The following is a 13,307-nucleotide window of genomic DNA, read 5'->3' on the forward strand; positions in this document are numbered from 1 at the left end:
CTTCGGCTACTTCTTGCCGTGCTTTTTCGAGCGCAGTTTCGAGATCTCGTAGAGCGTGACGGATGCCGCGATCCCGGCGTTCAGCGACTCGGTCGCCGATGTGATGGGGATCGACACGATCGCGTCGCAGGTCTCGGTGACGAGACGTGACAGGCCCTTGCCCTCGCTGCCGACGACGATGACGACAGGCCGGTCGGCGAGGGGCAGACCGGGAAGGTCGGTGGTCCCTCCGCCGTCCAGGCCGATGACGAACACGCCGGCCTCCTTGAACGCCTTGAGCGTCTGGGTGAGGTTCGTGGCCATGGCGACAGGGGTCCGTGCAGCTGCTCCAGCAGACGTCTTCCACGCGGATGCCGTGAGGCCGACGGAGCGACGCTGGGGCACGATGACCCCGTGTCCGCCGAACGCCGCGGTCGACCGGATGATCGCTCCGAGGTTGCGCGGGTCGGTGATGCCGTCGAGGGCGACGAAGAGAGGCGTCTGGCCCCGGGACACAACCTGCTCGAGCAGCTCGGTCGGGTGCGCGTAGCTGTACGGCGGCACCTTGAGAGCGAGGCCCTGGTGCACCGAGTCGAATCCGGCGAGACGGTCGAGTTCCGGCCGCATCACCTCGAGGATCGGCAACCCACGTGCTGTGGCCAGTGCGAGGACTTCCTTCACCCGGTCATCGAATTCGATCCGGGTGGCCATGTAGAGCGCTGAGGCGGGAATCTTGGCCCGGAGTGCCTCGAGCACCGAGTTACGGCCGGTGACGATCTCACTGTCGTCCGACTGCTTCTGCTTGGGCTTCCGACCGGCGACGGGCGCGGTTCCGGTGCGCGCACCGGACTTCGCCTGCGCCTGGTTGAGGCGGTCCTTGGCGATCTTGCGCTTTCCTGCGGCATGGTAGGTGCGGTCCTCAGCCTTCGGCGTCGGTCCCTTACCTTCGAGGGATCGACGACCGAGTCCGCCTGTGCCCTTTGCCGGGCCCTTCTTGGTCTTGCGTACCGCCCCTGGGCGTGGCTTACTGGCCATCAATACTCCAATGTGCACCTGTCGAGGTGTCTTCAATCGTGATTCCCGCGGTGGTGAGGACGTCGCGGATTCTGTCGGCGGCCGCGAAATCGCGCGCCGCCCTGGCGTTCTGGCGTTGGTCGAGCAGCTGGTCGACGAGGGTGTCGAGCACCCCGTGGACGGCACGGTCCTGACCGTGCGACCACTCGGCGGAGAGCGGATTGATGCCGAGGACCTCGGTCATGGCCATCACCTGCCCCTGCGCGGCGGCGGCGAAAGCAAGATCTTCGCCGTCAATGCTCGCGTTGCCTTGCCTTATTGTGTCATGTAATACGGCCAGCGCCTGCGGGATGGCCAGATCGTCGTTCATGGCTGCGGCGAATGCCTCGGGGATCCGCTCTGTTCCCGTGCCGGCGAACCGTGTGCCCGTCAGCCTCCTGGAGACCCGTTCGAGGAAACTCTCGATCCTGTCGAGGGCTGCCTCGGCCTCGGCCAGCGCACCGTCGTGGTAGTCGATCGTCGACCGGTAGTGGGCCTGCCCGAGGTAGTAGCGGACGACGATCGGACGGGCGGCGCCGAGCAGGTCGGCGGCGTAGACCGAATTACCCAGCGACTTCGACATCTTCTGTCCATTGACGTTGACGAGGCCGTTGTGCACCCAGTAACTCGCGAAGGCGTCACCGGCAGCCGTCGACTGCGCGAGCTCGTTCTCGTGGTGCGGGAACCGCAGGTCGAGGCCTCCGCCGTGGATGTCGAATGCGCTGCCGAGGTACCGGCTGGACATGGCCGAGCATTCGATGTGCCAGCCCGGTCGCCCGGCGCCCCACGGGCTCGGCCACGTGGCCGACGCCGGCTCGTCCACCTTGTGGCCCTTCCAGAGGGCGAAGTCGCGGGGGTCCCGCTTGCCGCGCGGATCAGCGTCCGTCGCCGCTTCCATGCTGTCGATGTTCTGCCTGGTCAGTTCGCCGTATGCCGGCCAGCTGCGCACGTCGAAGTAGACGTCGCCCGAGTCGTCTCCTGCGGCGTAGGCGTGCCCGTTGGCGAGGAGGCGTTCGATGATGGCGTGCATCTGCTGAATGCTCGCGGTCGCGCGTGGCTCGTATGTGGGAGGCAGGATGCCGAGGGTGCGGTACCCGTCGGTGAACTCCAGTTCGGTACGGTAGGCCAGCGCCCACCATTCCTCTGAACCGGTGGCGTTGACGAGGACCTTGTCGTCGATGTCTGTGACATTGCGGACAAGGGTCACGTCGAAACCGGAATAGTTCAGCCAGCGGCGCAGCTGGTCGTAGACGAGCGCCGATCGAAGGTGCCCGATGTGCGGCGACGACTGCACGGTGGGTCCGCAGACGTACAGCCCGACCTTCCCCGGAACGAGGGGGACGAAGTCACGGAGGGCCTGCGCCCGGGAATCATAGAGTTGCATTGCCACGACTCAAGAGTACTGGCGCACGACCGTCGCCGTCGCGATGGCGCAGACACCCTCGCCCCTGCCCGTGAAACCGAGCCCGTCCGTCGTCGTGGCCGACAGACTGACCGGGGCGCCGAGAAGGCCGGTCAGGAGTTCTTCCGCCTCGAGGCGCCTGGGCGAGAACCGCGGGCTGTTGCCGATGAGCTGAACGGCGACGTTGCCGATGGCGTAGCCTGCCTCGGCCAGGCGGGAACGCGTCGCCGCCAGGAAGACCTCGCCGTGAGCCCCGTCGAATTGCGGGTCGTCGGTTCCGAAGACGCTGCCGATGTCTCCGAGACCGGCGGCGGACAGCAGGGCGTCGGTGATGGCGTGGCTGACAGGGTCCCCGTCGCTGTGCCCGGCCAGTCCGGTCTCCCCCGGCCAGTGCAGGCCCGCGAGCCAGAGCTCCGAGCCGTCGTCGAAGGCGTGGACGTCCACGCCGATTCCGGTGCGGATACCGCCTGGCGCCTCCTGGGAAGTGAGCAGCCCCTCTGCCCGGCGGAGGTCCCACGGCGTGGTGATCTTGAAGGACGCCGCGTCACCGTCGATGACGGAGACGGTGTGGCCTGCAGCCGAGAACAGCGCGGCATCGTCGGTGTGCTCGGCAGCAGCCATGGCGTATGCGTCGTCGAGTGCGGCGCGCGGGAAGCCCTGCGGTGTCTGGATGGAACGGAGTTCGGACCTGTCGACGGTCTCGACCACCGTCTCGTCGTCATCGACCCGCTTGACCGTGTCCTGCACGGGGACGCCTGGGACGATCCCGGATGCCGTCTGCGCGACCGCGGCGACGACACCATCGAAGATCGCCGACGGCGTCAGCGCCCGTGCGGCGTCGTGGACGAGGACGATCCGAACGGATGCGCCGAGAGCCGAGAGCCCACGCGCAACGGACTGCTGCCTGGTCGGTCCGCCGGCGACGACGGAGATGGCCTCGACCGCGGCACCGGCGGAGCGCACGGCGATCGTCTCGGCTTCCTCCACGAAGTCGGCTGGTGCGACGACGACGACCTGGGCGTCTCGCTGCATCCCGAACACCGAGGAAAGGCACCGCTCGAGGACGGTGCGTCCGGCGAGGTCCACGAATGCCTTCGGGCGGGCGGCGCCGAGCCTGGTCCCGCTTCCTGCTGCCACGACGATGACGCCGACGATCGGTGCGCGACTATTCATAGCTCCCGAGCTTAGCCACCCCGGGCATCACCCCAGGTACGACGAAACCCTGGTCACTGAGCTCGTCGAAGTGCGGCCCCGCTTGCGCGGTGCACGGCGCCTCAACAACGACAAAGCTCGACCACCGGATACCCGGTGATCGAGCTTGTCGAGATCAAGAGATCAGATCGAAGACCCCGCTATGACGCGAGCACCTCGTCGAGAACGTTCGAGGCTTTCTCCTCGTCGGTCTTCTCTGCGAGGGCGAGTTCCGAGATGAGGATCTGGCGCGCCTTGGCCAGCATGCGCTTCTCGCCGGCCGAGAGGCCGCGGTCCTGGTCACGGCGCCAGAGGTCGCGGACGACCTCGCTCACCTTGATGACATCGCCTGAGGCGAGTTTCTCAAGGTTCGCCTTGTAACGGCGCGACCAGTTGGTGGGTTCTTCTGTGAACGGCGCACGAAGGACGTCGAACACGCGTTCAAGTCCTTCTTTACCGATCACGTCACGAACGCCGACCAGGTCGACGTTCTCAGCGGGCACCTCGATAACGAGGTCACCCTGGGTGACGCGAAGCTTCAGATAAAGCTTCTCTTCTCCCTTGATGACCCGAGTTTTCACTTCCGCAATAGTTGCGGCTCCGTGGTGGGGGTATACGACGGTTTCGCCAACCTCAAAAAGCATGGATGTGTATCCCTTCAGCATCTACCAGAATACCACAGCGGGCATGCACTAAAGTTCGCTCAGCAGCGACAGGGCCGGCCCCCTCGCTAGGCTAAACTCGGACTCGTTCCGCACGTGTCGCCTCAGCGCGCGTGCACCCCTGTGTTCTTGGAGGACCTGTGAAGGCGCGTTTGATCGCAACCGTCGTACTGGCGGCATCCGTCGTACTGGGCACGAGCGCGTGCAACCTGATCTCCCCGCAGACCACGACGAAGCCGTATGACGCGAGCGACGGCATCTCAGGACGCGTCGGCGACCTGAAACTTCGCAACGCGGTCATCATCACCGGTGACGGTACAGACGGCAACCTCCTGGTCTCCGTGACCAACACCGGTGGCGCGCACAACCTCAAGATCCAGTTCGGTGACGACAGCGAAACGATCGAAGCGATCATTCCCAAGGAGTCGACGGTCTCGTTCGGCACCGAGGAAGAAGGCCCGCTCCTTCTCGAAGGCATCGACACTGAGCCCGGCGCCCTCCTGCCGGTGTTCTTCCAGTACGGCGATGAGACCGGCGTCGAGCTCCTCGTCCCCGTCCTCGACGGCACGCTGGGCGAGTACAGCGAGTTCGTTCCGGGTGGAGTCGCCGAGTAACGCCGCTCCAGGTTTCCTTTGGGAGAACTCAGGCTTCGAAGCGGTATCCGAGCCCTCGAACGGTGACAAGCATCCGTGGCTCTGACGGGTTCTCTTCGATCCTCGACCTGATCCGCTTGATGTGGACGTCGAGCGTCTTGGTGTCGCCGAAGTAGTCGCTCCCCCACACCCTGTCGATGAGCTGACCGCGGGTCAGCACGCGGCCGGCGTTGCGCAGGAGCAGCTCGAGAAGCTCGAATTCCTTCAACGGCATAGATATCTCACCACCGTTGACTTCCACGGTGTGTCGTTCGAGATCCATCCGGACGGTTCCTGCCTCGAGGACGGATTCGGCGACGTCCTCGTCCGTGATCCGTCGGCGGAGGACGGCCCGGATGCGGGCGAGGAGTTCGCGGCTCGAGTACGGCTTCGTGACGTAGTCGTCGGCTCCCAGTTCGAGCCCGACGACGATGTCCACTTCGGAGTCTTTGGCCGTGAGCATGATGATCGGCGTGCTCGACACCGCCCGGATCTGCCGGCAGACCTCTGTTCCGGGGATCCCGGGGAGCATGAGGTCGAGCAGCACGAGGTCCGGTTCATCGGCGAGGAACGCGGCGACGGCACTCCGTCCGTCCTGGACCACGTCGATGTCATATCCCTCTCGTCCGAGGAGGTAGGCGAGCGGCTCGCTGAGGGCTGCTTCGTCTTCGACGAGGAGAATACGTGTCATTGGCTGGAGTCCTAACCTGCGTTGTCGTATGTGGGGGCGTCGGCTGGCCCGGAGATGCTGATCTGGCCGGTGAGCGGCTTTTCCTGTGCTTCGGGGAGCCGGATGGTGAAGGTCGATCCTTTACCGACGAGCGACCAGACCTTCACGTCGCCGCCGTGGTTCTGCACAGCGTGCTTGACGATGGAGAGGCCGAGACCAGTGCCGCCGGTGTGGCGCGATCTGGCCTGATCGACCCGGTAGAACCGTTCGAACACCCTGTCGCGATCCTCCTCCGGGATGCCGACACCCTGGTCGGTGACGGCGATCTCGACGAAGCCGTCCCTTCGGGAGATTCCGACACCGACGCGTCCGCGCTCAGGCGAGTAGGCGATCGCGTTGGCGATGAGGTTGTGGACGGCGACGACAAGCAGGTCCTCGTCACCGTAGACACGTGCACCTGGGTCGCGGGCGGCCACCAGGGTGACTCCACCGACCTCTGCCGCCACCCGGTTCTGGTCGACGGCAGCGGCGATGACCCTGTCGACGTCTAGTAGTTCGGGCTGGTGGAGCGCGTCTGCGGCCTGCAACCGGGACAGGTCGATGATCTCACCGGTGATCCGGGCGAGCCGTGCGGCCTCTGTGGCCAGCCTGGCCGCGAATTTGCGCACCTGCGCCGGGTCGTCGGCTGCCGGCTCGAGGGCTTCGGCGAGGAGACTCACCGCCCCGATCGGCGTCTTCAGCTCATGGCTGATGTTCGCGATGAAATCCCGCCGCACCTCGTCGAGGCGGCGGGACTCGGTGTGGTCCTGGGCGAGGAGAAGCACGTAGCGGGTGCCGAGCCGTGCGGCGCGGACAGACAGGTTGAGGCTCACGTCACTGAAGCGACCGCGGGTGATGTCGATGTCGGCGGTGGCAGGGTCGCCGCCGTCGCGCACCAGTTCGGCAAGCCGGCTGAACTCCGCGTGGGCGAGTTTCCCGTCGCGAACGAGCCCGAGGGCGAGGGCACCGGGCGAAGCCTTGACGACGTTGCCTGACGGGTCGACGACGATCCCGGCACTCTCGAGAGCATCGAGCACCTGGCTCACGCCATCCGGAACCGACGGGGTCACGACGTTTGCGACCCGCTCGCCACGGCGAGCGGCAAAGAAGACGGCGACGGCGAAGCCAGCGCCGATGAGAAGGCCGAGCACGAGCGATACCAGCACCAGCCAGGTGGAGTCCATACGACTAGATTAGAGGCACGGGCAGACCACGCCGGCCAGACGAGGCGCCTCATCAGGGCATTTTCGTGAGTGTTCAGACGGGCGCCACCAAACGTTAACCTGAGGGCGACAGAGTGGAACCGTGGCCTGTTCCCCGGCGCCAGACAGCATGTGCCCGGGCCCCGACATCCGAAACGGAGATCAAGTGCGTGAAGTATTCCAGCAGGAGCTGGCAGAGGTGCAGGACCGGCTCGTGGCCATCTCCGAGCTCGTGTCCATCTCCATCACGAACGCCGTTCAGGCGTTCAACGAATCCAATGTGACCATCGCAGAAGAGGTCATCGAGAACGACGTCAGGATCGACGAGCTCACCGTCGCTCTCGACGAGCTGGCCATCAACATCCTGGCCAGGCAGCAGCCAGTGGCCCGCGACCTGCGCATCGTCGTGAGCGCCCTGCGCATCAGCTCATCGCTCGAGCGGATGGGTGACATGGCCGAGCACATCGCCCAGCTCGCCCGCTACCGGTTCCCCGAGCGCGCCGTCCCGAAGGGGCTGCGTTCGACCTTCGCTGAGATGGGTCGCCTCGACGTGGAGATCTCGCTCAAGCTGACCGAACTCCTCCGCACCCAGAACGTGCGCCTCGCGGAGGAGATCCGCAACGAGGACGACAAGGTAGACGAACTCCACGTCAGCGTGTTCGACAAGGTGCTCGGCGAAACCTGGAAGGGCAAGCCGATCGCGACGGTCGACGCCACGCTGGCCTCCCGCTACCACGAGCGCTTCGCAGACCACGCGGTCTCGATCGCCAAGAAGGTGCAGTACCTCGCCACCGGTGACTGGATCCCGGACACCGAGGACTGACCTCCCGGCAGACGACAGAAGAGGCGCGAACCGATCGGTTCGCGCCTCTTCTTCTTGCTACTCCGGGTGGCTTACTTCTTGCCCTGGGCTGCCACGGCGGCTGCGCCTGCGGCGGCCGCCTCGGGGTCGAGGTACTGGCCGGGCTCGATCGGCGCGAAGTCCTCGTCGAGCTTGTAGACGAGGGGGATGCCGGTCGGGATGTTCAGTTCGGCGATCTCGTCGTCAGAGATTCCGTCGAGGTGTTTGACCAGCGCGCGGAGCGAGTTGCCATGCGCGGTGACGAGCACGGTCTTCCCTGCGGCGAGGTCGACGGTGATGTCGGAGTGCCAATAGGGCAGCATCCTGTCGATGACGTCCTTGAGGCACTCGGTCTTCGGAACCTCGCCGTCGATGCCGACATAGCGCGGGTCATGCGCCTGCGAGTACTCGTTGTCGTCGTCGATCTCTGGCGGCGGCACGTCGAACGAACGGCGCCAGGTCTGGAACTGCTCGGGGCCGTACTCCGCAAGGGTCTGGGCCTTGTCCTTGCCCTGCAGAGCTCCGTAATGGCGCTCGTTGAGACGCCAGGTGCGCTTCACAGGGATCCACGCGCGGTCGGCGACGTCGAGGGCGATGTTCGCGGTCTGGATCGCGCGAGTGAGCACGGACGTGTACTGGATGTCAGGCATGAGACCCGACTCGTTCAGGAGCTCTCCTGCGCGGTTCGCTTCCGTGACGCCCTGATCGCTCAGGCGGACATCGACCCAGCCGGTGAACAGGTTCTTCTGGTTCCAGTCGCTGTTTCCGTGGCGCAACAGGATGAGGGTGTATGGCAAAGACATGCCCCCACTCTACCGATCAGGAGATTCCAATCTGGCGACTGAGAGGATGGTCGGATGCCTGTCGGGACCATCACGCGCGGAACAACGAATACCAACAGGCTCCGCCGGGTGGATCGTTGGATGCAGACCCTCGACATCCTCCCCCGCACGCATGACCCGCTCGTGGTCGACCTCGGCTACGGGGCGAGCGCGGTCACGAGCCTCGAACTCCATTCCCGGCTTGCGATGGTGAGGCCGGACGTCGAGGTGATCGGGCTCGAGATCGACCCGGCCCGCGTCCGCAGTGCATCCGCCCAGCTCGCGGCCGTTCGCGCGGGAGTCACCGGCTTCTCCCCCGGTGCGGACGTGTCGTTCGCGGTCGGTGGCTTCGAGGTGCCGCTGGCGGCCAGGCGCAGGCCTGCCGTCATCCGAGCGTTCAACGTGCTGCGCCAGTATGACGAGTCGGCGGTCGCGGACGCCTGGGCGCTGATGACGTCGCGCCTGCAGCCCGGAGGGGTCCTCGTCGAAGGCACCTGTGATGAGATCGGCCGTGTCTCGAGCTGGATCGCCGTCACTGCCGGCGGACCGGTGTCGTTGACGATCTCGCTCCGTCTCGGCGAACTGGACCGGCCGTCGATCGTCGCCGAGCGGCTGCCGAAGGCGCTCATCCACCACAACGTCCCTGGCGAGCGGATCCATGAACTGCTCGCGGACCTCGACCGGCAGTGGCAGTACGCCGCACCGCTGGCACCGTATGGTCAGGTGCAGCGCTGGCAGGCCGCCCTGGCCGGGCTGGCGGATGCCGGATGGCCGCTCGAAGGACGCCGCACGCGCTGGCGCCTCGGCGAGTTCACCGTGCCCTGGTCCGCCGTGGCGTGACGGCGTCCCGTCGTCGTTCATCCGTCGCAAATGTCGGGTTCCGGGCTCCGCTACCGACATACGCGACGGATGGATCCGGCACCCGCGCTCCGAACGGTTCTAGCCCCGGCGCACAGCCCCGAGCCGGGGAAGCCGGGGAACATCGGCGACAGCGCCAGCGTCGGACGGCACGATGACCTGCTGCGATGCGGCGATGGTGATCCCGTCCTCGTCCACGGTGAGGACGGCAGCGGGGTCGACGTTGCGACGCACGACGGCAAGGGCGATCGGTCCGAGTTCGTGGTGCATCACCGCGGTCGTCACCGCGCCGACGACGGTCGGTTCGCCGTTCCGGTCGGCACGGACGTCTGCTCCATGGGCTGGGAGCACCGAGTCCGACCCGTCGAGGTGGAGCAGGACCAGCCGGCGCGGCGGGTGGCCGAGGTTGTGGACCTTCGCGATGGTCTCCTGGCCCCGGTAGCAGCCCTTGGTCAGGTGCACGGCACTGCGCAGCCAGTCCAGTTCGTGGGGAATCGTCTTCTCGTCGACCTCTGTGGCCTTCCGCGGTCGCCACGCGGCGACTCGCAGCGCCTCTGCCGCCAGCGAACCAGCGGCAGGCAGGGAACCTTCGGCAAGCGCGGCCAGGGCGTCGCGCTCCACGAGCACCTCGGTCCAGCTCCAGCCGGAAGAGGGGTGCTCGCCACGTGCGTACTGGTGTCCGCCCGGAGCAACGGTGCTCCACGGATCTGTCCAGACGAGGGGGATGCCGTTCGGCGAAGCAACAGGCAGGTCGATCGGCTGGTCACCGGCCATGAGGCCGATCCTGGCGTAGTCGCCGGTTCGGTCGGCAATCTCCACCCGCAGCATGAACTTCATCCGCGTGAGCCACGCGACGAGCGGTTCGACGGCAACGTCCTCGACGAGGAGCCATGCCGTGTCGCCGTCGTCGATGATCCCGGCGGCGTACTCGAGGCGACCCTGAGGGTCGAGGAATAGGGTTTCGCTCGAAGACCCGGGCGCAAGTCTGGTGAGCTCAGCCGACGTCATCGAGTTGAGCCAGCTGAGGCGGTCGGGCCCGGAGACGGACACGACGCCGCGGTTCGACAGGTCGACGATCGCCTCACCTGCCGCGAGCATCCGTTGTTCGATGGCCGGACTTCCGTAGTGCGACGGGACGCCTGCATCGACGGCATCCGGCAGCGCGACGGCGGCAGGGCGGGAGAGAAACGGGGAGGGGGATGTCATCAGTCCACTTTCGCGAGTCGGCCGGAGGCATGCGTGCGCAGGTCCTGGCCGAGCGCTGCGATGTCCCACGCCCAGAGCAGATGGTTGTCGACCAGGCCGTACAGGCGTGTGGCGGCCGCGTATTCCTTCGCGCCGGCAGTACGCATCACGGCATCAGTGGCGAGGTCGATCCGGGGTCCGCGGACCTGGCCGAGGTACAGCTCGCTGACACCTGTCGGGTGCACGAGGGAAACTTCCAGGTCGAAGCCGTCGTCGCTGTTGCGCAGGGTCTCGACGTCCTCAGCCGTCTGGAACGGCGGCTGTCCGACACCGGGGAGCATGGCGGGTCCCGGGTCACCGGCGGCCTGCGGCCGATGCAGCCGCCAGTAACCGGTCTCGGCCACCAGGCCGGTGTGCTCCTCATCGAGCAGCCAGGTGTACGAGGTGTAGTTGAGGTATGGCATGCCGTCGTGGCTGAAGCTCACGCGCTGGCCGAACTCGGAACTGATCGTGCCGTCTGCCGTCGAGTAGTCGATGACGCCGCTCCCCTCCCAGACTCCGAGGAGCCAGGAGACAGGGACGAGTTCGGCGGGCAGGCCGGTCGGGATCTCGATCATCGGCGCGCCAGGAGTCAGCGCTGGCCGCGGAAGAGGTTGACGAGCACGACGACGGAGATGCCGGCGATGGCGAGGCTGGCGAGGGCGAGCAATCCGACGAAGAAGAGTTCGAGCGCGACGAGGTCCATGCCAGCAGTCTATCCCTCGAAGAGCGTCGCGAGCCCGAGGATGGCCGCCGCCAGGGTGAGAATCCCGAGCACGCCCACGATGCTGATCGCCATCCGGTCGATGAATCCGACCTTCTGGTGCGTGAGCAGCTGGATGACGAAGGTCAACAGCGTGCAGGTCGCGAGTGTTAGCGAGAGCCAGGTGAAGCGCAGTTCGTGGTGCACGAAGACGAGGACGAGGATGGCCCCGATGAGGGCAACGGCCCAGACCGCGAGGATGCCGCGCCAGGAGCGCGACGGAGTCAGCGGAGCATCGGTCATGGCTCTATCTTGCCTGATCTGACGGGCATGTGGGCGAGCTGACGGCCACGGTTCAGAACCGGCGATCAGCGAAAGCTAGTATGGGGTCAGGTAATCACTGGAGGTCACGCGTGGCGCAACTGTTGATTCTGACCTCACGGGTCGACAATGACGTGTTGCCTTCTCTCGGGCTGCTCAGTCACCGTGTGCGCCAGATACCGGCACAGCCGGCTCAGCTCGTCAACGCGCCATCGAGCGATGTCATCATCATCGACGCGCGAACCGATCTCGCCGGCGCCAAGTCCCTGTGCAAGATCCTCCGCACCACCGGTCTCACCGTTCCCCTTCTCGTCGTGCTCACCGAGGGCGGGCTCAGCGCTGTCAGCGCCGACTGGGGAGTGGATGACGTGCTGGTGGACGCGGCGGGGCCCGCGGAGATCGACGCCCGCATCCGCCTGGCCATCGGCCGCCAGGCACTCGAACAGACGTCGACGAAGATCCAGACCTCTGGCGTGGTCATCGACGAGGCCAGCTATTCGGCCAAGGTGCAGGGGAAGCCCCTCGACCTCACCTACAAAGAGTTCGAACTCCTCCGCTTTCTCGCCACTCATCCGTCCCGCGTCTTCACCCGCGAGCAGCTGCTCAGCGAGGTGTGGGGTTACGACTACTTCGGCGGCACACGCACCGTCGACGTCCACGTGAGGCGCCTGCGAGCCAAGCTCGGCGACCTCGAGCAGCTCATCGGCACCGTCCGCAACGTCGGCTACCGGTTCAACGTCTACGAGGACGACAGTGCGGAAGCCCATACTCCGCGTTCGTGACATCTCGGATGCCGCGTCGCGCGCCGCATTCGACCGTCTTGTCCACCGCGCGGTCGCCGGCGACGGAGCATCCCCGTTCAACGACCAGGCGCTCATCGACGTCGAGACAGGGGCACGGTCGCTCGTCTTCGCCGTCGCCCCTCCTGAGTCACCGAGCGCGGTGGAGCTCCTTGTCGGGGCTGCCCTTCTCGGCCAGGGCGAACTGGAATTCGTCGTCGACCCCGAATGGCGCGGTGCCGGTGTCGGCGCGTCCATGCTCAGGGAGATCCTCGACAACGCTCCCCCGCGCCTGCTGGCCTGGTCGCACGGCGACCACCCGGCAGCGCGGGCACTCGCCGCACGGTACGACTTCGATCGGGTGCGCACGCTGCTCCAGTTGCGGATGCCGCTCGAGCCGGTCCGCGAGGTCGCGCCCCTCCCGGCAGGGGTCACCACCTTCCGGCAGGGCGCCGACGAGACCGAATGGGTCGAGCTGAACGCCCGCGTATTCGCCAGCCACCCCGAGCAGGGCAGGCTCACCGTGGCCGACGTCACCGCCAGGCAGGCGGAGGACTGGTTCGATCCGGGCGACTTCCTCCTCGCCCGCGATGACTCCGGGCGGATGATCGGGTACAACTGGCTCAAGATCGACGGCGACCACGGCGAGATCTATGTCATCGGCGTCGGCGAGCCCGGCCGTGGCCTGGGACGCACGCTCATGCTGGCAGGCCTCGACCGGATGCGGGAACGCGGTGTGACGACGGCGTCGCTGTACGTCGAGGGTGACAACGACCCGGCCGTGCACCTGTATCGGTCCCTCGGCTTCACCGATCATGCCGTCGACGTTCAGTACCGGCGACGCGAGCCGGCCTGATCGCCGGTTCGAACTCGCGATCCGGCTCAGGTTGCCCAATGTTCACCCTGGCGGGCCCCGCCGGGCGACGCGAA

The 13,307-nt window shown here is 66.5% G+C and carries 15 protein-coding genes; 5 read left to right on the forward strand and 10 right to left on the reverse strand.

Annotated features, from left to right (window positions below; genetic code table 11):
• Window positions 1–6: 6 nt before the first annotated feature.
• From rlmB to AC1M0F_RS06090, 4 genes are all read right to left on the reverse strand, one after another.
• Window positions 7–1,014, reverse strand: coding sequence for a 23S rRNA (guanosine(2251)-2'-O)-methyltransferase RlmB (rlmB, locus tag AC1M0F_RS06075; RefSeq protein ID WP_480237283.1), 1,008 nt, complete (start codon window positions 1,012–1,014; stop codon window positions 7–9).
• Complete coding sequence (gene cysS, locus AC1M0F_RS06080; RefSeq protein WP_480237373.1) at window positions 1,004–2,416, reverse strand: cysteine--tRNA ligase; 1,413 nt, start codon at window positions 2,414–2,416, stop codon at window positions 1,004–1,006. Before cysS ends, rlmB begins: the two co-directional genes overlap by 11 nt.
• A 9-nt stretch (window positions 2,417–2,425) precedes the next feature.
• On the reverse strand, window positions 2,426–3,607 hold the full coding sequence (gene ispD / locus AC1M0F_RS06085; RefSeq protein WP_480237284.1) for a 2-C-methyl-D-erythritol 4-phosphate cytidylyltransferase: 1,182 nt from the start codon (window positions 3,605–3,607) through the stop codon (window positions 2,426–2,428).
• 179 nt (window positions 3,608–3,786) lie between these two features.
• The gene (locus AC1M0F_RS06090; RefSeq protein WP_090713134.1) at window positions 3,787–4,269 is read right to left on the reverse strand and encodes a CarD family transcriptional regulator; all 483 of its coding nucleotides are present in this window, start codon (window positions 4,267–4,269) and stop codon (window positions 3,787–3,789) included.
• Between the two features lie 158 nt (window positions 4,270–4,427).
• On the opposite strand from AC1M0F_RS06090, the gene AC1M0F_RS06095 reads away from it, so the two are divergent.
• On the forward strand, window positions 4,428–4,901 hold the full coding sequence (locus AC1M0F_RS06095) for a hypothetical protein (RefSeq protein WP_480237285.1): 474 nt from the start codon (window positions 4,428–4,430) through the stop codon (window positions 4,899–4,901).
• Between the two features lie 28 nt (window positions 4,902–4,929).
• Here the strand turns inward: AC1M0F_RS06095 and AC1M0F_RS06100 are convergent, their stop codons facing one another.
• Together AC1M0F_RS06100 and AC1M0F_RS06105 are read right to left on the reverse strand one after the other, a co-directional pair.
• Window positions 4,930–5,610 carry a winged helix-turn-helix domain-containing protein gene (locus tag AC1M0F_RS06100; RefSeq protein ID WP_480237286.1) on the reverse strand — a complete coding sequence of 227 codons (681 nt, stop codon included), beginning with the start codon at window positions 5,608–5,610 and terminating at the stop codon, window positions 4,930–4,932.
• An 11-nt stretch (window positions 5,611–5,621) separates the two neighbouring features.
• Window positions 5,622–6,812, reverse strand: a complete 1,191-nt coding sequence (locus tag AC1M0F_RS06105) for a sensor histidine kinase (protein ID WP_480237287.1) — start codon at window positions 6,810–6,812, stop codon at window positions 5,622–5,624.
• A gap of 184 nt (window positions 6,813–6,996) precedes the next feature.
• Between AC1M0F_RS06105 and phoU the strand changes: the two genes are divergently transcribed.
• Complete coding sequence (gene phoU, locus AC1M0F_RS06110; protein WP_480237288.1) at window positions 6,997–7,653, forward strand: phosphate signaling complex protein PhoU; 657 nt, start codon at window positions 6,997–6,999, stop codon at window positions 7,651–7,653.
• 71 nt (window positions 7,654–7,724) lie between these two features.
• Here phoU and AC1M0F_RS06115 read toward each other — a convergent pair whose 3' ends face one another.
• Window positions 7,725–8,474 (reverse strand): phosphoglyceromutase, encoded by a 750-nt coding sequence (locus AC1M0F_RS06115; RefSeq protein ID WP_480237289.1) that lies wholly within the window; start codon window positions 8,472–8,474, stop codon window positions 7,725–7,727.
• 54 nt (window positions 8,475–8,528) lie between these two features.
• Here AC1M0F_RS06115 and AC1M0F_RS06120 point away from each other — a divergent pair, with 54 nt between their 5' ends.
• On the forward strand, window positions 8,529–9,332 hold the full coding sequence (locus tag AC1M0F_RS06120) for a class I SAM-dependent methyltransferase (RefSeq protein WP_480237290.1): 804 nt from the start codon (window positions 8,529–8,531) through the stop codon (window positions 9,330–9,332).
• 99 nt (window positions 9,333–9,431) lie between these two features.
• Here the strand turns inward: AC1M0F_RS06120 and ygfZ are convergent, their stop codons facing one another.
• The 3 genes from ygfZ to AC1M0F_RS06135 all read right to left on the reverse strand — a co-directional run bounded on the left by ygfZ (window position 9,432) and on the right by AC1M0F_RS06135 (window position 11,580).
• Window positions 9,432–10,556, reverse strand: a complete 1,125-nt coding sequence (ygfZ, locus tag AC1M0F_RS06125; RefSeq protein WP_480237291.1) for a CAF17-like 4Fe-4S cluster assembly/insertion protein YgfZ — start codon at window positions 10,554–10,556, stop codon at window positions 9,432–9,434.
• Window positions 10,556–11,152 (reverse strand): nitrobindin family protein, encoded by a 597-nt coding sequence (locus tag AC1M0F_RS06130; protein WP_480237292.1) that lies wholly within the window; start codon window positions 11,150–11,152, stop codon window positions 10,556–10,558. The genes ygfZ and AC1M0F_RS06130 overlap by 1 nt, the downstream gene beginning before the upstream one ends.
• 137 nt (window positions 11,153–11,289) lie before the next feature.
• Entirely contained in the window at window positions 11,290–11,580 is a 291-nt protein-coding gene (locus tag AC1M0F_RS06135) for a hypothetical protein (RefSeq protein ID WP_480237293.1), read from the reverse strand.
• A 110-nt stretch (window positions 11,581–11,690) separates the two neighbouring features.
• Here AC1M0F_RS06135 and AC1M0F_RS06140 point away from each other — a divergent pair, with 110 nt between their 5' ends.
• Entirely contained in the window at window positions 11,691–12,380 is a 690-nt protein-coding gene (locus AC1M0F_RS06140; protein WP_480237294.1) for a response regulator transcription factor, read from the forward strand.
• Complete coding sequence (gene mshD, locus AC1M0F_RS06145) at window positions 12,352–13,233, forward strand: mycothiol synthase (protein WP_480237295.1); 882 nt, start codon at window positions 12,352–12,354, stop codon at window positions 13,231–13,233. The genes AC1M0F_RS06140 and mshD overlap by 29 nt, the downstream gene beginning before the upstream one ends.
• Window positions 13,234–13,307: the final 74 nt, after the last annotated feature.

The organism is Mycetocola sp. Y719, assembly GCF_056713205.1.